We start from the raw sequence: 19282 nt of genomic DNA on the forward strand, positions 1-19282 counted from the left end.
CCGCAATGCCCTCCGCCTCCACCTCCACCTCCGTCGGCCACCGGGGCGCCGCGCCCGTCGGCGTGATCGTCGACGGCTACTCGGTCGGCAAGTACCTGCCCGCCGCCTTCCGCCGGCTCGGCGCGGACGTCGTGCACCTGCAGAGCACGCCCGAGTTCCTGGACTGCGTACCCCCGCCGGACCTGCGCCCGTACCTGGCCAACGTGGTCCAGGACGCGGCCGACCCCGCCCGCACGGTGAAGGAGCTGGCCTCCTACCACCCCTGCGGGGTGCTGCCCGGCCAGGAGACCGGGGTCCCGCCGGCCGACCGGACGGCCGAGCTGCTGGGCCTGCCCGGCAACCCGTCGGCCACCTCCGCACTGCGCCGCGACAAGTACCGCATGATCGAGGCGCTGCGCGCCGCCGGCATCCGCTGCGCCGACCAGCTGAAGTCCGGCGACGTCGAGGAGGTGCTCGCCTGGGCGCGGACCACCGGCTACCCGGTCGTCGTCAAACCGCTCAGCTCGGCCTCCACGGACAAGGTCTCGATCTGCGGCGGCCCGGACGATGTCCGCGCCGCCGCCGCCGAGATCCTCGGCAGCCCGGACATCTTCGGCCGGCACAACGACGAGTTGCTCGCCCAGTCCTTCCTGGACGGCACCGAGTACATCGTGGACGTCATCAGGGGCCCCGGCGGCGCACGGCACGTGTGCGGGGTCTGGCGCTACGACAAGACCCTCGTCGGGACCCGGCCGGTCTACGACCGGGACGTCCTGATCGACCCCGGCGCGCCGGTGGTCGAACCTCTCGTCACCTACCTGGACACCGTCCTCGACGCCCTGGACATCCGGTTCGGTGCCGCCCACGCGGAGATCATGATGACCGCCGGCGGGCCGGTGCTCGTCGAGGTGGGCGCACGGCTCGACGGCATCATGGACCCGGGCCACCACGACGCGTGCCTCGACGGGAACCAGGCCGACCTGCTCGCACTCGCCTGCGTACGCCCCGAGGAGTACCGGCGGGGGCACCCCGGCGACACCCTGTACCGAAAGCACCACGAGGGGGTCGTCGTCCACGTACGGACGACCCGCAGCGGTCTCGTCGAGGCAGTGGACGAGGACGCCCTGGCCCGGATCCGCGCCCTGGACACCGTGCACCTGGCGGTGCCCCGGCTGGCCCCGGGCGGCCGGATGCGGCCCACCACCGACCTGCTGTCCAGCCCGCTGCGGGTCTTCCTGACCGGGGACAGCCCGGAGCGGCTCCTCGCCGACCACCGCCGCATCCGGCTGCTGGCCGACGACGTGTTCCGCCTCGCCCCGAACTGACCGCGCCCGCACACGCCGAGGAGCCCCATGGGTGTCGCCATCAGAGCCGATCTGGCCACCGTCCCCGACTACAACATTCCCGGCACGGCGCCCGACGCCGTCCTGCTCAACTCCAACGAGGGTCCGCTGCCGCCACCGCCCGCCGTGGTCGAGGCCATCACCCGCGCCGCCGTCGAGGGTCACCGCTACCCGCAGTGGTTCTCCGACACGCTGGTCGCCCGGCTGGCCGCCGACCTGGCGGTCCCGGGTGAGCGGATCGCGGTGGGCTGCGGGTCGGTGAGCCTGTGCCGCGACCTGATCCAGGCCTACTGCGGCCCGGGCGACGAAGTCCTGTGCGCCTGGCGGTCCTTCGACGCGTACCCGGTCTTCGCCAGGGTCGCCGGAGTACGCGCCCGCACCGTCCCCCTGGACGCCGGCCACCGGCACGACCTGGAGGCGATGCTCGCGGCGGTCACCCCCGCGACCCGCGTCGTCTTCGTCTGCAACCCCAACAACCCCACCGGGACGGCGGTCCGGGGCCGCGAGCTGCGCGCGTTCCTCGACCGCCTCCCCGACCGGATCCTGGTCGTACTGGACGAGGCGTACCGGGAGTTCGTCGACGACCCCGGCGTGCCGGACGGCGTCGAACTCGCCCGGAACCGCCCGAACGTGGCGGTGCTGCGCACCTTCTCGAAGGCGTACGGGCTAGCCGGCGTGCGCATCGGGTACTGCGTGGCGGCGCCGGCCGTGGTGTCCGCCGTCCACAAGGTGGCCGTCCCCTTCGCGGTCAGCCGGCTCGCCCAGGCCGCGGCCCTCGCCGCACTCGACCGCCCCGAGGAGGTGCGCTCGCGCTCCGCGGCGATCGTCCGCGAACGGCAGCGGCTGCAGACCCGGTTGACGCGTCACGGCCACCCGGTGACCCCCTCGCAGGCCAACTTCGTGTGGCTGCCCCTGGGGGAGGAGGCCGCCGATTTCGCCGACTTCTGCGCCCGCCACGGAGTGCTCGTGCGGACCTTCCCCGGGGACGGCGTCCGCGTCACCGTCGGGCTGCCGGAGGAGAACGACGCCTTCCTCTCGGCAGCCGACCGCTACCGGTCCGGCGGCGCCCGTGGGCGGTGCGTTCGCCACAGCGCCGGCAGATGAACACCGGGGCCGGTCACGACCGCTTGCGCAGGAGCTGCACGGCGATGCCGGTGAGGATGCCACCCGCCGGGACGGTGGCCAGCGCGCCGGCGGCATCGCCGGCGGCATCGAGGACCCGGGCGAGCATGTAGAGGACGGCGCAGGTTCCGGCGGACACGCAGACGACCACGAGTGCCGGGCCGGTGCAGTTCCGCGGAGCAGGCGCCCGGGCGGGCGGGGGCGCGGGATCCGGCGGGTCGGGCGGGGTGTGGTGCGGCGGGTGGACGCGGCGCACGGGGCTCTCCTCGCTGTCCGTGGTGCGGGTGGATGGGTGCTCGATGCGCGGGCATCGTCGGTGTCTCCCTGTGGGAGAGGGGCGCCGTCCGCCGGTTCCCCCCGGGACCGGCGGACGGCAGCCCGTGTCACGCGTGTGCCGGGCCGTGCCGAGGCGGTGGATCCGGCGTACTTGCCCGCGTGATGCCGTCAGCTTGGCGACGGGAAGATCACGGAATGTTGAGGAAACCTGGACGTGCAGGTCACGGGGCCGGGAGTATGGACCGACCGGGAGGCTGGACTCCTCCACGGTCACTCACCCCATGGCGTACCGACGGAGGGACAGATCGGTGGACATCCGGTTGCTGGGGCCGGTACACGCTCGGGCAGCCGGCCGGGACATCGACCTCGGTCGGCCTCGCCAGCGCTGCGTCTGGGCGGTGCTCGTCACCGAGGCCAACCGGGTCGTGCCGATCGAGACCCTCATCGACCGGGTCTGGGGAGAGGGCCCACCCGTTTCCGTACGTAACGTTCTCTACGGCTACGTCACCCGGCTACGCGCCGCACTGCGGCAGGCCGATGCGGACGCGGCAGGCGTGCGTCTGGACCGGGGTTCCGGCGGCTACATGCTTCAGGTCCCGGTCGAGCGGGTGGACGTGTACCGGTTCCGCGGACTCGTCGGCCAGGCCCGTGCGGCGGAGGCCGGCAACGACGAGAAGGCGGCCGGGCATTGGGAGCGGGCCCTGGGGCTGTGGCGCGGCGAACCACTGGCAGGGCTGACGGGCCCATGGGCGGAAGGGACGCGGGCCAGGCTGGAGAGCGAACGCGTGGAGGCATCGCTGCAGTACCACGAGGTGCGATTACGCGGGGCGCGTCACCAGGAAATCCTCCCGCGGCTGCGTGAAGTCGCGGCCGGGCACCCGCTCGACGAACGGATCGCCAGGCAGCTGCTGACGGCGCTGCACCGATGCGGATCATCGGCCGAAGCCCTCCACTACTACGAACGCCTCCGCAAACGGCTCGCCGAGGAGCTGGGGGTCGACCCGGGGCCGGAGCTGCAGACGCTCCACCGGCGCATCCTCCGCAACGATCCGGTGGCGGATACACCGATGCGTCCGGCACACGCCGGCGCTCCGCCGGTGCCCGCGCCCGCCGAACTGCCGCACGCCATAGCAGGGTTCACCGGCCGCACCGACGAGCTCGTGCGTCTGCACGCGCTGCTTCCGTCCGAAGGAGGCCCGGGCCACCGCCCGGCGAACACGGTGGTCATCTCAGCGATCGGCGGCGCCGCGGGCATCGGCAAGACCGCTCTCGCCGTGCACTGGGCGCACCAGGTGCGTGATCGCTTTCCGGACGGCCAGATCTTCGTGAACCTGCGCGGATTCGATCACGATCGCCAGCCCCTCCAGCCCCATGAGGCCCTTGAGGTCCTGCTGCGCAGCCTGGGGCTCGCGGCGTCGGAGATCCCGTCCCACGACGAGGACCAGGCCCGCGTGTACCGGACCCTGCTGGCCGGCCGGCGCCTGCTCGTGGTGCTGGACAATGCGGCCTCGGCGGAGCAGGTCCGGCCACTGCTCCCGGGCAGCCCCACCTGCTGCGTCATCGTCACCAGCCGCAACCGGCTCGGCGATCTCGTCGTCCGCGACGGGGCGCGGCCCCTGCCGCTGGGCCTCCTCCGGCCGGACGAGGCCCACGCGTTGCTGAGCGAGGCCCTCGGCGCGGCCCGGCTCTCCGCCGAGTCGGCCGCGGCCGGAGAACTGATCCGCCTGTGCGGCAGTCTGCCGCTGGCGCTGCGCCTGGCCGCCGCCCGGCTGGCGGGCGATCCGGGGCTGAGCCTGGCCGACCTGGCCGGCGAGATGTCCGAGGGCAACCGGCTGGGGGCGCTGGATCCGGAGGGTGAGGACAACTCGCCTTTGCGGGCCGCCTTCTGCGCGTCGTACCGAGTTCTGAGGCATGAGGCGCGTCGCCTGTTCCGGCTCCTGGGCCTCTTCCCCGGGCCGGAGTTCAGCACCGAGGCCGCGGCAGCCCTTCTGGGCTCTCCCCTGAACCAGGCCCGACGCCTGCTCGGCACCCTGGCCGCCGCCCATCTCATCGAATCCGAGACCGCGGGCCGATATCGTTTCCACGATCTGCTGAGTGAGTACGCGCAGGAGCGCGCTCAGGTGGAGGAATCCGCGGCGGATCGTGACGCCGCGCTGGAACGACTCCTGATCTGGTACGTGCACGCGGCCCGCGCCGCCTCGGGGACCTGGCTCTTCCCCGAACTGACCGGACCGCTCGCCCGTGGCGGGGAACGGCACCTGCCGTCCCCGGCAGGAGCCGCACAGTGGCTGGAGGCCGAACAGCGGAACCTCCTCGCTGTCGTCCGGCACGCCGGCCGGCACGGCCCCCGTCCGGTGGCCTGGCACCTGACCGCCGCGCTGTTCGGCCACTTCTGGCTCCACCTGCCGCGGGCGACATGGCAGGCTGACGTCCGGACCGCGCTGGAGGCGGCCACGGCCGAGGGTGACCCGTACGGCGAGGCCGCGATGCACAGCAGCCTCGGGATCATCCAGTGGGACCGGGGGAACGCCCGGCAGGCCCTGTACCACCACGCACGCGTACGGGACATCAGCCGCGACCTCGGTTGGGCGACGGGCGAGGCGGCCGGTCTCGGCGGCACAGGACTGGTGGAAATGAGCATGGCGCGCCTCGGCGACGCGCACGAGCACCTCTCCGCCGGATTGCGGACCGTACGTGAGGCGGGGAACCTCCACCTCGAAGCCCTCGCGCTGGTCGGCCTCGGTGTGACCTGCCGAGATCTCGGGCGACTGCACGAGGCGGCCGATCACCTCGAACGGGCCATCGGCAGGAACGCGCAGATCGGCTGGAGCGACGACAGCCTGGCTCTGCAGAACCTGGGCGGGGTGTACTGGGAACTGGGCCGGCTGGCCGACGGTCTCCGCGTTCTCGGTCCGCGCACGACGGGCGACGGACGCGGCGGGTACCGCAACGGCCGCGCGATGATGCTGGACGCCGTCGCGAAGATCAATATCGAGCTCGGTCACCCCCATGAGGCTCTGGAACAGGCCGAGCGCGCCCTCTCCATGGTCCGTGAGGTGGGACGGCGATGGATTCAGGCCGGAATCCTCAACACGGTCGCCGCTGCCCACCGGAAACTGGCACGTTCCGACGCCTCGCTCCGGGCCGGGACCGAGGCCCTCGCCCTCGCCGGCGAGGCGCGCAGCAGACGGACGGAGGCGGACAGCCTCCTGGGCCTCGCCCTCACCCACCACCTCCTGGGCTCCGGCGACGAGGCCCGGCGCCACGCCGAGCAGGCGCTGACCCTGGCCCGCGAGCACGCCTTCCGCGTCGTGGAGGGCCAGGCCCTGACCGTCATGTGCGAGCTGGCGGGGTCGGCACCGGCGGGGTCCGCGGCCGCCGTCAGGCTCGGCCACGAGGCACTGGCCATCCACCGCCTGACGGGCCACCGGCTCGGCGAAGCCAGAACCCTCGCGGCCCTCAGCCGCTCCCTCCACGCCCGCGGAGACGCCACCGCCGGGCCCACGGGGCAGGAGGCGTTGAGGATTCTCACAGCGGTCGGCGTACCGGTGAACGCATACGACGATCTGGTCCGCCACTGAGCCGGAGCCGGTGCGCCGTACCCGCCATGGGGGCACCGGCGCCGGTCCACGAGCTCAGGGTCCGAGGTGTACGGACGCTGCCCTGCGGCTCTGCACAGCCGAGAGACTGTCCCTCAGCCCGGGACGGCCTTGGCCCAGTTGCGGTTGACGGTCTCCCTCGCCTTCTCGCGCTGCTCCTCCGTCGGAAACGTCGGCGTGCCCTCGACCGTCGGCAGATTCTCCGCGGCGGCCTTGTCGAGGGTGCCGTCCTCCTTCATGGCGTCCATGAGGACGGGGCGTGCATAGGCGCCGAGCCGGAGGTTCTGGCCCTCCGGGCTGAAGACGTACTCCTGCCACAGACGTGCTGCCGCAGGGTGCGGGGCGTCCTTGTTCACCCCGTTGGCGTAGTACTCGGCGAAGCTGCCGTCGAAGGGGATGGCGGTCCGCCAGTCGACGTCCACCCCCTTCTCGCGGAACTGGTCGGCGTATCCGAGGTTGAGGAAGTCCCAGTCGATGCTGATCGGGGTCTGGCCCTTCGCGATCGTGTCCGGTGAGGACGGGACGGGGATGAAGTTGCCGTTCTTGCTGAGCTCGGCGAAGAAGTCGATTCCCGGCTGGATGTTGTCGAAGGACCCCCCGTTCGCCAGGGCCGCCGCGTACACGCCGGCGAAGGCGGAGCCGGACTTGGTGGGGTCGCCGTTGAGCGAGACCTGGCCCTTGTACTCGGGCTTGCGCAGGTCCGCGAAGGTCGACGGGCAGGTCTTCACCCGCTTGGCGTCACAGCCGATCGAGATGTAGCCGCCGTAGTTGTTGTACCAGCGGGCGTGCTTGTCCTTCTGTTCCTCGGGGATCTGGTCGAACGCGGCCACCTCGTACGGAGCGAGCAGGCCCTGCCGGGCCGCCGACTGGGCGAACGAGCCCCCCACGTCGATCACGTCGGGGGCGCTGCCGTCGCGCCGGTGCTCCTTCAGGGCGTCGATCTCGTCCTGGCTGGTGCCTTCCGGGTTCTCCACCCTGACCTTGATCCCGTACTTCTTCTCGAAGCCGTCGATCAGCGCGCCGTAATTGGCCCAGTCACGGGGGAGGGCGATCGCATTGAGCGAGCCCTCCTTCTTCGCCGCCGCGGTCAGTGCCGCCATGCCGCCGGCGTCCGCGGCGGAGGTGGCCACCGCGGGTTCCCTCGGTGCGGCGACAGGCTTGTCACCGCAGGCGCCGAGGGGCGCCACCGCGAGGGCCAGGAGGGCGGCGACGAAGGCTGTCCGGAGACGGGGTGCGGGCACAAAGGCTCCATAACGGGCGGTCGCGTACCGATCGAGGCCAGCGTACGTTCGGCAGCCCCGGCGGCGCAGTCCCGGGCCGTGGTGTCCGCCGTCTTCCCTGCGGCTGTCGTAGCGGCGCGTTCTCAGAACCCCTCGTCGTCCCACGCGGCCAGGAGCGCCTCCCCGAGGTCCGGCGAGGCCGGTGCGTCCCCCTCATGGAGCGCCTGCTCGCTCCAGATGATCTTGCCGCGATCGGTGTAGCGGGTGCCCCAGCGCTCGGCGAACTGCGCGACGAGGAACAGGCCGCGGCCACCCTCGTCGGTGTCCGCGGCCCGGCGCAGGTGCGGGGAGGTGCTGGACCCGTCGGAGACCTCGCAGACCAGGCAGCGGTCGTACAGCAGCCTCACCCGGATGGGCTCGGTGCCGTAGCGGACGGCGTTGGTCATCAGCTCGCTGAGGATGAGCTCCGTGGTGAACGAGATGTCCTCCAGGCCCCACTCCGCCAGTCGGCGGGCGCAGGCGTTGCGCACCGGGGACACGGCCGCGGGGTCGGGGGCCACGTCCCATTCGGCGATCCGCGCCGGATCCAGCAGGCGGGTGCGGGCCACCAGCAGCGCGACGTCGTCGCTGGGCCTGGAGGGCAGCATCGCGTCGATCACCGCGGCGCAGGTCTCCTCCGGGGTGCGGGCGGGCCCGGACAGGGCGGCGCGCAGCGCTGCCAGGCCGGCGTCCGGATCACGGTCGCGGCTCTCGATCAGGCCGTCGGTGAAGAGCGCCAGCCGGGAGCCCTCGGGCACGGTGAGCGCCATGGTTTCCATGGGCAGACCCGCGCCCAGGCCCAGCGGCGGGGAGACCGGCACCTCGGGGAAGGACACGGTCCCGTCGGGGCGGACGAGAGCGGGCCCCGGGTGCCCGGCGGAGGCGGCGGTCACCTGCCCCGAGACGGGATCGTAGATGGCGCACAGGCAGGTGGCTCCGGTGATCCCCTGCCACTCCTGGCCGTCGGTGTCGATGTGCGCGACCAGCTCGTCCAGGTGGCTCAGGAGCTCGTCCGGGGGCAGGTCGAGGGTGGAGAAGTTGTACACGGCGGTGCGCAGGCGGCCCATGGTGGCGGCGGCGTGGAGACCGTGGCCGACGACGTCGCCGACCACCAGGGCCACCCGGGTGCCCGGCAGCGGGATGACATCGAACCAGTCACCACCCACCCCGGCCTGGGCGGCCAGATAGCGGTGCGCGACCTCGACGGCGGACTGCTCCGGCACGCCCCGGGGCAGCAGACTGCGCTGCAGGGTCACGGCCATGTCGTGCTCGCGGGTGTAGCGGCGGGCATTGTCGACGGACAGTGCCGCCCGGGCGGTCAGCTCTTCGACGAAGGACACGTCCTCCCCGTCGAACGGCGGGGAGTCCTGCCCCCGCCAGTAGCCCACCATGCCCAGCACCACGCCCCGGGCGCGCAGGGGTACGACGATCAGGGAGTGGATGCCGTGGTCCAGGATCTGCAGGGCGTTGGCCTGGTGCTGGGCCCGCCAGTGGTGGCTGGCGCGCAGGTCCGCCTCCAGGACCGCACGGCCTCCGGCCAGCCCGGCGGCCATGGGCCCGGTGGGCCCGAACCGGATCAGCTCGCCAGCGGGTGAGAGCGGGTGGTCGCCCCGAAGACCGACGACGGCGGTGCGGCGCATCTCGGTGATCACTTCGGGCGGCTCCTCGCCCCGCAGCACCGGGTCCAGCAGGTCGACCGTGACCACGTCGGCGAACCGCGGGACCGCCACCTCCGCCAGTTCCTCCGCGGTGCGCTCCACGTTCAGCGTCGTTCCGACCTGCACCCCCGCGTCGTACAGCAGCTTCAGCCGCTCGCGAGCCACCTCGGCCCTGCCGGCGAGTGCCCGCAGCTCGGTGGTGTCGCGCAGCGTGACGACGGTCCCGGCCTTCCCGTAGGGGGCGGTGGGCCGGATGTTCACCGCCAGCAGCCGATCGGCCGCCATGTGCAGCTCGTCGGTCGCGGAACGGCCCGACGCGATCGGATCGGCGATCCCCTCCTCCAGACCCAGGTCCGTGACGGTGAGCCCCTCCGCGTCCGCCGGCAGATCCAGCAGCCGCCGCGCCTCGTCATTGGCCAGCAGCAGCCGTCCGCCGCCGCCGATGATCAGTACGCCCTCGCGCACCGCGTGCAGCACCGCGTCGTGGTGCTCGTACATGCTGGTCATCTCGGCCGGTCCCAGGCCGTGGGTCCGGCGCAGCAGCCGGCGGCTCACCAGAGCCGTCCCGCCCGCCGACAGGGCGAGCACGCCGGCTGCGGTGCCGAGCACGACCGGCAGCTGCCCGTTGACCATGCTCTGGACGTTCTGGACCGTGACCGGGGAGGAGACGATGGCGATGACCTTCCCGTCGGCGTCCTTGACCGGTACCACCGAGACCACGGACTTCCCCAGCGACCCGGTGAACGTCTCGGTGAAGGACTTGCCGGCCGCCGCCTCGGCGAAGGGGCCGACGACGCGCTTGCCGATCTGCCGCGGGTCACTGTGGGCGAGGGTGACCCCGTCGAGTGTGTACACGTTGATGCCGTCGACTCCGGCGATCTTCCCGGCAGCCTGGGCGCTCGGCTGAAGCACCGCGCTGGGGTGGGGGCTGCGCACGGCGGCGACGATCCCCGGAGACTCCGCGAACGCTCCGGCGGCGGCGAGGGTACGGTGCCGGGCGTCCAGCATGGCGGAGCTCTGGGCCTGCACCACGAGCGCCACGACCGCGGCGGCGACGAGCAGGATCACGACGGCCAGCTGGAGGAGGAACACCTCGCCGGCCACGCTGCGCACGCTCAGCAGGGAGGAAAGACGCTGTGGCCGCCGCGCCCCTCCCTCGGGGTGTGGGGCGTGATCCTGGCGCTCTCGGCGGTGCCCTGAACGAGGAGACCGAGCGCGAGCGGAGGAGCTCATGGCTGAACCGAGCAGCCGGCGCCGGAGTGCTCCCGGAATTTGCTCATACTCCATCCTCCAACCTCTGCGGGCCGTCGGCAGCGGGGCGGACCGGGGGGACGGCCGACCGCGGGCTGGCCTTACGCAGGGTCACCGGTCACCCGTGCGGAGCGGCTCCCCGCGCCGGTGGCCCGACAGGGGGCGTCCTGGGGGTGTCTCGGTGACCGCCATGTCCCGCACTTCCGTCGAGTCGTTGCGAGGCTTGAGACCGGTCCCGGCCCGCCGGAGCGTCCGGGTAACCGTCACCGGCGCGAGCGGGCACGTGACTTCGCAGGGACAGGTCGGCGATCCACACCCCGGTCCGGTGCCCGCTCCCCTCCGGCAGACGCCCGCGGCCGGCGACGGAGGAGGGATCTCCAGGCCTCCGCGAGGGCGCGGTGTGTGTGGCCGGCGGCCGTCCGTGTGCACGTGTCCGGACCAGCCGGTAACGTCGATTACGTGCGTTCCGCCCATACCGCCGCTGCGTCGCCCGGTGGCCGGCCGTCGATCGGCAGAGGAACGGGATCACATGGCAGAGCACAGCTACCGCGACGGGATGGCGGTCGCCGGGGCCGGTCTGGCCCTCCTGGCGGCACTCGGCCCGACAGCGGCGGGCGCCGCCCCACGGAACGCCGGCACCGTCCCCGTCCCCGGCCCCGCCGGGGTCGTCGCGTCACGCTTCGTGCCGGGTCCTTGCCCCAGGACGCCTGAGCCGATCGTGGCGCTGGCCACCGCCCGGTGCGGATTCCTGGAGGTCCCCGAGAACCGTGCCCGTCCCGGCGGCCGGACCATCCGGCTGGCGGTGGCGGTCATCCCGGCCGCCTCGGCGAAGCCCGCCCAGGACCCCGTGGTGTTCATGTCGGGCGGCCCCGGTGGCGAGACCTTCGACGACATCCCGTTCCTCGTCTCCTCCGGCCTGAACCGGGACCGCGAACTGATCGTCATGGCCCAGCGCGGCAATCTCTACGACGAGCCCGGCCTCGCCTGCCCGGAGCTGGACCGCTTCTACGCCACGTCCGTCGGCCTCCCCTCCTACGCACCGCGGACGGAGAAGCTGATGCTCGACGCCGTGAAGCAGTGCCGGGCCCGCCTGACGGCCGGCGGAACCGACCTCAGTGCCTACAACAGCACGGAGAACGCCGCCGACTTCGCCGACCTGCGCACCGCGCTCGGCATCAAGCAGTGGAACGTCTACGGCCACTCCTACGGCAGCAACCTGGCCCTCACCTACCTGCGCCTGCACCCCCAGGGGATCCGCGCGGTGGCGTTCGACTCCATCGCCCCTCCGCAGGACGTCTCACTGCCCTTCGCCTGGGCCGGAGCCCGGGAGGGCCTCGAAAACCTCTACAAGGCCTGCGCGGCGGAGCCGGCTTGCAAGAGCCGCTACCCGGACCTGGAGCGCACCCTGAACGAGCAGGTGCGCAAGCTGGAAGCCCATCCGCTGACGCTGAACGTCGAGCCGCCGCAGGGCGGAGACCCGGTGAAGGTCGTCCTCGACGGCGGCGCGCTGGTGAACCTGCTGGTGGCCAAGGCGATCCCGTTCGCCGAGGTCCCGGCGGCGATCGACGAACTCGCCCGCGGCCGTCCGGAGCGCTTCGCCCGGGCCCGCGCCGCCGGCTCGGTCCAGGTGGTCGGCCAGACCGCCCACGGTCTGACGAATTCGGTGGTGTGCAGCGAGTGGGTGCCGGACCACTCGGCGTCCGACGTGCTGAACGCGGGCCGCCGGGCCTTCCCCGACTGGCCGGACCCGGTCCTGGCCCAGGCACCTCAACTGGCCTTCCAGGATCAGGTGTGCCGTGTCTGGAACGTCCCGGACCGCACCGCCACGGTGCGGGCGGCGCCCGTCAGCTCGGTGCCGACGCTCTTCGTCAACGGGACGGGCGACATGAAGACCGGGGCGAGCTGGGCGCAGAAGACGGCCCGCAAGCTGCCCCGTTCGACCACCGTGCAGATCCCCGGCATCGGGCACTGGGTGGTCCCGCAGTCGCCCTGCGCCCAGAAGGTGCTGGCGTCCTTCCTCACCCGTCCGACCGCGCCCGACACCGGCTGCGTGGCGGGCCTCGGATGGGAACCGTTCACGATCACCCCGAAGTGACGGTGGGCAGATGCCACGCCCACACGTACGGCGGTTGCGCTCCAGGTCGGCCGCGGCGGCGACCGGGATCCTCGTCACCGGCCTGCTCGCGGCGCCCGCGAACGCGCAAGGGGAGACGCCCCGCAGGAGCGAGCGGCACGGTCGCCCGCACCGTGGGGGACGCCCGCTACGAGCCGGGCCCCTGCCCGAAGACGCCGGAGCCGATCCCCGAACTGCAGGGGGCCCGCTGCGGAACGCTCACCGTGCCCGAGAGCCGGGCCAGGCCGGGCGGACGGGCGATCGCTTCTGCAGCGAGTGGACGCCGTACGAAACCGGGGCCCAGGCCGTCCGGGCCGGCCGGGAAGCCTACCCGGCCTTCCCCGCCTCCGTACCGGCCCAGGCGCCGCAACTGCCCTTCCTCCGGTCGGACTGCGGGGCCTGGAACGTCCCGGCCGCCCCGGACACCGCCTGCCTCAAGGACGTCAAGCCCCCGAAGTTCGAGATCGCTCCGTGAGGCGAGAACGAACGCCTGGAGGAGCCCTGCCTGCAGGCGGACGGCATCTACACCTTCGGCCAGCCCCGCACCTGCGACCGGCTGCTGGCCGCCGCCTGCAACAAGGGCTTCAAGGACCGGCTGCACCGCTTCGTCAACAACAACGACATCGTCCCCCAGCTCCCGCCCGAGCCCGCGTACACCCACGTCAACACCCTGCGCTACATCGACTCCACCGGTCGCATCCGCTCCTCCACGCCACTGCTCGGCGCCCTCACCGACCGGGCAAAGGGCATGACCGCGGACCTCCTGGCACCGGCCGCCGACGCCGTACGCGACCACCCCGTCAAGCAGTACGTCGCGGCTTTGGAGAAGAACCTCACCTGACACCGCCCGGCGGAGTGCGGCCAGGGTTGTCATCAGCGCCACCTGTTCCGACCGGGTGCGACATGCCGCCTCTGGCGTAATCGGCCCTTGGGGCCGGTTGGCGGTGTCAGGCTGGACGGGTTGATCACTGTCGTGCGAGAAGCCCCAGCCCCGGGTGTGCGGGCCGTGTGAGCGGCTCGAGCGGGCCCTTCGGTGACCGCCGGACGGATCCGAGGGTGCCGGGGTGGTGCGTTGGCGCGACGAAGGGGTGCACGCAGCGATGGCCGAAGACGGGCGGAAGTCGAGCACGTTCGGGGTGGACCGGTCGGAGGGGTTCGGCGAGCGGTTGCTGGGCGTGCTGCTGGACCGGGCTCACGAGATGCCGCCGCAGTTGATCGCCCCGCTCGTTGCCGAAGAGGTGGCCAGGGTCGGTGGCCGGGATCTCTCGATCCTCTTGCAGGACTATGAACAAATGCTGCTCGTGCCGCTGTCAGGCCGGCGGCTGGTGGTCGGCGACCCCGAACCGGTCGAGGGCTCCCCGGCCGGCGAGTCGTTCCTGAGCCGCACAACGGTAGAGGTGCCGCAGGACGGCAGTGTGCGGATGTATCTGCCGCTCCTCGACGGCAGCGACCAGGTCGGGGTGATGGCCGTCACGCTGGACAGCGTCGATGACGACGACCGGCGGCTGCTACGCAGACTCGCCGGTCTGGTGGCAGACATGATCGTCACCAAGGACGCCTACACCGACCTGTTCTTCCAGGCCCGCCGCCGCGCCCCCATGAGCGTGGCCGCCGAGATCCAGTGGTCGCTGCTGCCTCCGCTGTCGATGACTGTTCCCCAGGTCGAGGTGGCCGGAATCCTGGAGCCCGCGTACAAGGCGGCCGGAGACAGTTTCGACTACGCCCTCAACGGCGACATCCTGCATGTGGCCATGATCGACGCGATGGGCCACGGCCTGGACGCGGCGACGATGGCGACGGTGGCCATCGGCGCGTATCGCCACACGCGACGGGCCGACACCGGGCTGTCCCAGGTGTATGCGTTCATGGACCAGGCCATCAACGAACAGTTCGGCCACGAACACTTCGTCACCGCGCAGATGATGTGTCTGAACGTCGCCACGGGTCGGCTGCAATGGGTCAATGCAGGTCACCCGGCACCGCTGCTGATCCGTGACCGCGCCGTGGTGGACCGGCTGGAGAGCCCGACCACATTGCCGGTCGGGTTCGGCGGTGAGCAGCCGGAGGTCAGCGAGCGGATGCTGCAGCCCGGAGACCGGTTGCTGTGTTTCACCGACGGCCTGATCGAGGAGCACCAGGCCGGCGGGGAGCAGTTCGGTGAGGAGCAACTCATCGAGTGGACCAACCGCGTCGTCCGTGACCACACCGGGGTACGGCGGGTGGTGCGCGCGCTCTCCCACGCCCTGAAACAGGAACGAGGCGGCATCACCACCGACGACGCGACCATGTTCCTCATCGAGTGGCGCGGGGGCGACGCCGATCATCTCGCCACTCTTGACTGAGCCGGTGTCCACCCGTCCGAACGGTGCCGAAGCCCTCACGGCAAACCAGTTACGTTCCGCTCGCAGCACGACACCTCCGGCCAGTGCGCACCCGTGGACCGCCAACCCGACGACCACCGCCGTCCAGGGCCATGTCGCTGCCAGATCGGCCTTCCCGCCTCACCACGAGACGGCCGGGAACCACTCAAAGCCCGTGCTGGTCGAGCGTCGCCATCAGCTTCCGCTTGCGTTTCTGGTCGGTGCGCAGGGCGGCCAGGTAGGTTGCGAACTCGGCCTCGGTACCCAGCACGCGGTGGCAGGAGCGGGCGCTGAGCAGGAGTTCCGCCATGCGTTCGTATGTGCTGTCACCGGTCTGCTGGCGCAGTGGATCGATCCAGCGCAGGTAGACGCTCAGCGCGTCGGCCGGTCGCCTGTCGCGGATCCGGTCGGCCAGGGACAGCCACTGCCGCTGGTCGGCGTACCCGTCGGCGGCGCCCTGCCAGGCGGCTTCGAGGTCGGCGTCGTCCATGAGCGCGTCGACCAGCGCCGAGCCGCCGTACCAGCGGCCGTCGTTGGGCTCGGCGGCCGCCCTCAGTACCTCCAGGGCGCCCGCGCGCTCGGAGCCCTCCCATGCGTTGGCCGCCCGGGCCGCCGTCCGCAGATGCTGGTAGGCGGCCAGCGAGGGGCGGGCCTGCAGCAGGTCTCGGCGGATCGCGACCACGTCGGCCAGGCGGTCGGCCCGCGCGTACCGTTCGCAGACGAGGGTGACCAGCTCGTCGTCCGGTCCCCACTCCGATTCGGCCTCCCGCAGGCCGCGTTCGGCCCACTCCAGGGCCTCGGCCGCACGGCCCGCGGCCTCCAGCTCCTTGGCGATCACCAGGTGGGTGTGGCCGTTCGGGGCGAGGTCTGCCGCGTGGACGGCGACCAGCGCGTCCACGCTGCCGCCGTCCGCCTTCAGAAGGCGCTCCATGAGACATTTCTGTGTCCACCCCTTGGGGTTGGCCCGCCAGGCGGCCACCACCAGTTCGCGCGCCCGGGCCATGCCCGGCTCACCCAGCACCTCCCGGTAGTCGAACAGCTCGGTGTCCGTGGCGTCGTTCACGTCGTCCAGCAGGTGGCCCACCAGCCACTCGGCGGTCTCCACCGGATCGGGTCGGGCAGTGCGGCAGGCCTCCAGATGGGCCTCGGCCAGCCCGGTGGCGACGACCCCGATCAGGCCGTCCGAGTCGTCGATCTCCCCGTACGCACGGCCCAGAGCCCGGAGCGCCTCGCGGGCCACCTCCACCGCTGCGGCGGCCTGGCCGCTCGCGGTCAGCGTGCGAAGGGCGTTGACCGCCTCCGCGGCCTGCTGCCCGTACGCGCGGGCGTCGGCGTACTCGACGTAGCCATAGCGGGCGAAGGGGCGAGTGTCGAGGAGGCTCAGGATGCGCTCGCGGGCGATGACGGTGTCCTGCCCGGAGGTGGCCGCTCGCAATTCAAGGCGGCGACGCAGGTCACGGTCGTCGGCGAGCTGTTCCCGTACGAGGGCGAGCAGTTCCTCGCGGGTGCGGGTCTCCAGCCAGGTGTCCAGCAGCCGGGTACGCGAGGTGGCGGCCGACCGCTGCTGCTGCGCGGAATCGGTCTGCCCCAGTACGGTCAGGCCCACCGCCACGCAGTGCTTGCAGAAGTTGCCGTCCTGTCCGTACGGGCAGTCGCACCAGCCGGTCAGCCCGCCGTCCTCGTCCTGGGTCAGCTCGACCTCGTAGGCGTCGGTGCCGTCCACGGTCGCGGTGATCACCGCGACCCCGATGTCCAGCCGGGACACCGCGGAGAGATAGCCGAGCCCCCTCTCAAAGGAGCGCGTCCCGGCCAGTCGGCGCAGGTCTTCCTCGGTGAAACCCAGAGCATGCGTCACGGGATTCATTCAACCGCAAGGGCACGCCTCACTGCTGGGCACCGGGTCCATGCTCCGGCAGACGGAGATCGCCGTGGATCCCGCCTGGTTGGGGCGGTGCCGGACAACGTGCACCTGCACTGGCCCGAAATGCTCGCAAGGTTGCTCGGTGATGCGGAGGCGATCTCTCTGCTGCGGGAGTTTGCACATGGCCGGCCGGGCCAACTGGTGGGCACCCGCCCCACTGGCCCGGTTGCACCGCCGCTACGGGCTCGCCGAGAGCTGAGGAACAGCTCCGGCATGTTGTCGAAGTTCATGCCGTCAATGGCGCCCACGAGTGTGGGAGCGAAGAGAGTCGCCGCCCAACTTGAAATCTTCTTGAACTCCTCTCCCGGGGCGGCGGGTGGAGCCGTGACCTGCAGGCGATGCTCGGTAGCAGGTGGCCTCCGGCTGCCCGCTTCGCGTCAGAGGAATGGACCGGGACGAGGCGCGATACGTGTCTGTTGGCGCGTCAGGAAAGCAGCAAGGGGTCAGCATCGGTCCCGATCACGTCCCGCCGTTGCCGACCTCGGTGACGGCCGTGGGCGATGTCGCCGGCCGCCCGCTCTGCAGCGGCGACTTGACTCATGCCCTGCTGGTCAGAGCAGGGTCTTCGTGTACTGGTGGCAGGCCCGCAACTGACACGAGACCTTGGTCCGCCGGTCGCTCGTGGCTGCCCGATCCAGTGGTTGGGTAATCCAGGTACACCCCTCATAGAGGTCCTGGCCGCGCCGCTCGTGCATGAGGGAGGCGAACGTGCGGTGCGGAAACAACCGCACTCAATCCCCAGAACATGTGTACGCGGACACGTGGCCCCGAGGTGTGTCTCTGATGGGTGAATTCGGGTACCTGGCCGCTCCCGGATTCCGGTAGGGCCGTTGGGCTGGGCGGATAGCCGGATGATCGCTCTTCGGTCGTCCCTTGTTCATTCCTGTGCACATGCTTGAGGAGACGTTCCCTTGGCTACCGCTGATCTTCCTGGTCCTGATTCGTTGCTGCGCCGCACGCTGGGGGAGTGGCGGATCGGGCTGGTGGCGTGGCGCCTGCTGGTTCTGCAGACCGCGGATCCGGCAGTCGCCGCCGGCATGACCAACTTCTCCACCTATCGCGCCCACCCGTGGCGGCGCATCGAGCACACCATGGACAGCGGGAAGCGGCTGTTCTTCTCCGACCGTGAAGGGCTGCGACGTGAGGTCGCCCGTCTGGAGCGCACGCACCGCCGTCTGGCCGGGACCGACGAGCAGGGCAGGCCGTTCACGGCGTTGGACCCGGCGGTGCGGGTGTGGGTGCTGGTCACCTTGTACGAGTGCATGACGGCGATGCGGGAACTGTCCGGACGCCCGCTGGCCCCGTCTGAACTGGATCAGATGTACGGAGAATTCCGTGCGGTGTGTTCCGAGTTCGGCCTGTCCGACGACCTGCTCCCGGCCACGGCCGCGGACGTGCCCGCGTATGTGGACCGCACCATCCGCGAGCGCCTCGAATACAGCGAACCCGTGCGCTACCTGCTCTTCGACATGCTCCGTGAAGCACCCGCACCCCGCCGCCTCGGCCGCCTGAAGCCGGCCTGGCCGCTTGTACGCACGGTGGCCGCCCATGTGATCGGTGCGCTGACCATCGCGGACCTGCCGCAAGCCTTCCGGGAGCGCTTCAGCCTGCCCCGCACCCGCCGCGCGGCCCTGCTGTCCCTCATCCTGCACCGCGGTATGCGCGTGCTGATGAATACGCTGCCCGAGCACCGCCGCTACCGCACCCCGCTGGCCGGCATCCCCTCGACTCCGCAGCCTCCGACCGCCTCCACCGACCATCCTTCCGCCCCGGAGGCAAGCCCCGTCCGGCTTCCCGCACCACGCCGCCGCAAGGGTGCCGATTCCCGCCCGGCGCGTCTGCGAACCTTCTTCCGCCAGGTCCTGGACCAGACCGGCGACGGCCGCATCACCTCGGCCGATCTGCAGGCCATGGCGCACAACGTGTGCTGGCCGCTCGAACTCGCCCCGGAACGCGAAGCTCCCGTCTACGCCGCCTTCGAGACCTGGTGGCAGCAGCTACGGACCGGCATGGATGCCGACGAGGACGGACAGGTGACCTGCGAGGAGTTCGTCACCGCCATGCTCACCGGGATCGACGCCGGGCCTGCCTACCTTGAGCAGGGTCTCCATGTCGCGGTGCGGGCGGTCTTCCACGCGGTGGACACCGACGGCAGCGGACACCTGTGCGCCGATGAGTACCGCACGATCTTCGGCGGCTCCCGGGTCCACCCCGCCGAACTCAACCACGGCTTCCGCCAGCTCGACCACGACGGAGACGGCCGTATCACCGAAGCCGAATTCGTCCAGGCCTTCACCGACTACTTCACCGCCCGCACCGACAACACGGCCGGCAGCCAACTCCTCGGGCGCCCATAGCAGCAGCCGCCTATCAGTGGCCGGCTCCGGTACCAGCGCCTGCT

General features: G+C 71.7%; 10 protein-coding genes and 1 pseudogene. 7 read left to right on the plus strand and 4 right to left on the minus strand.

What is annotated here, in order from left to right:
• Positions 1-5 precede the first annotated feature (5 nt).
• On the plus strand, positions 6-1304 hold the full coding sequence (locus ACZ4YL_RS30270) for an ATP-grasp domain-containing protein (RefSeq protein WP_468120971.1): 1299 nt from the start codon (positions 6-8) through the stop codon (positions 1302-1304).
• Between the two features lie 27 nt (positions 1305-1331).
• Positions 1332-2426 (plus strand): histidinol-phosphate transaminase, encoded by a 1095-nt coding sequence (hisC, locus tag ACZ4YL_RS30275; protein WP_468120972.1) that lies wholly within the window; start codon positions 1332-1334, stop codon positions 2424-2426.
• A 13-nt stretch (positions 2427-2439) separates the two neighbouring features.
• On the opposite strand, the gene ACZ4YL_RS30280 is transcribed toward hisC, so the two are convergent.
• Positions 2440-2700: a hypothetical protein gene (locus ACZ4YL_RS30280; protein WP_468120973.1), complete on the minus strand. Its 261-nt coding sequence runs from the start codon at positions 2698-2700 to the stop codon at positions 2440-2442.
• 301 nt (positions 2701-3001) lie between these two features.
• Between ACZ4YL_RS30280 and ACZ4YL_RS30285 the strand changes: the two genes are divergently transcribed.
• The gene (locus tag ACZ4YL_RS30285; protein WP_468120975.1) at positions 3002-6301 is read left to right on the plus strand and encodes an AfsR/SARP family transcriptional regulator; all 3300 of its coding nucleotides are present in this window, start codon (positions 3002-3004) and stop codon (positions 6299-6301) included.
• A gap of 113 nt (positions 6302-6414) precedes the next feature.
• On the opposite strand, the gene ACZ4YL_RS30290 is transcribed toward ACZ4YL_RS30285, so the two are convergent.
• Positions 6415-7560: an ABC transporter substrate-binding protein gene (locus ACZ4YL_RS30290; RefSeq protein ID WP_468120977.1), complete on the minus strand. Its 1146-nt coding sequence runs from the start codon at positions 7558-7560 to the stop codon at positions 6415-6417.
• 122 nt (positions 7561-7682) lie between these two features.
• Complete coding sequence (locus tag ACZ4YL_RS30295; RefSeq protein ID WP_468120979.1) at positions 7683-10469, minus strand: SpoIIE family protein phosphatase; 2787 nt, start codon at positions 10467-10469, stop codon at positions 7683-7685.
• Positions 10470-11016: 547 nt separating this feature from the next.
• On the opposite strand from ACZ4YL_RS30295, the gene ACZ4YL_RS30300 reads away from it, so the two are divergent.
• The 3 genes and pseudogenes from ACZ4YL_RS30300 to ACZ4YL_RS30310 all read left to right on the plus strand — a co-directional run bounded on the left by ACZ4YL_RS30300 (position 11017) and on the right by ACZ4YL_RS30310 (position 14942).
• Positions 11017-12582 (plus strand): alpha/beta fold hydrolase, encoded by a 1566-nt coding sequence (locus ACZ4YL_RS30300; RefSeq protein WP_468120981.1) that lies wholly within the window; start codon positions 11017-11019, stop codon positions 12580-12582.
• Positions 12583-13120: 538 nt separating this feature from the next.
• Positions 13121-13234, plus strand: a pseudogene (locus tag ACZ4YL_RS30305) (lipase family protein); the annotation flags it as partial.
• A gap of 466 nt (positions 13235-13700) precedes the next feature.
• Positions 13701-14942, plus strand: a complete 1242-nt coding sequence (locus tag ACZ4YL_RS30310; RefSeq protein ID WP_468121071.1) for a PP2C family protein-serine/threonine phosphatase — start codon at positions 13701-13703, stop codon at positions 14940-14942.
• Positions 14943-15126: 184 nt separating this feature from the next.
• Here the strand turns inward: ACZ4YL_RS30310 and ACZ4YL_RS30315 are convergent, their stop codons facing one another.
• Positions 15127-16815, minus strand: coding sequence for an SWIM zinc finger family protein (locus tag ACZ4YL_RS30315; RefSeq protein ID WP_468120983.1), 1689 nt, complete (start codon positions 16813-16815; stop codon positions 15127-15129).
• A gap of 977 nt (positions 16816-17792) precedes the next feature.
• Here ACZ4YL_RS30315 and ACZ4YL_RS30320 point away from each other — a divergent pair.
• A complete protein-coding gene (locus tag ACZ4YL_RS30320; RefSeq protein WP_468120985.1) occupies positions 17793-19238 on the plus strand; it encodes an oxygenase MpaB family protein in 1446 nt (481 codons plus the stop codon).
• Positions 19239-19282: the final 44 nt, after the last annotated feature.

The sequence above is a fragment of the Streptomyces sp. NPDC030021 genome, from assembly GCF_055574035.1.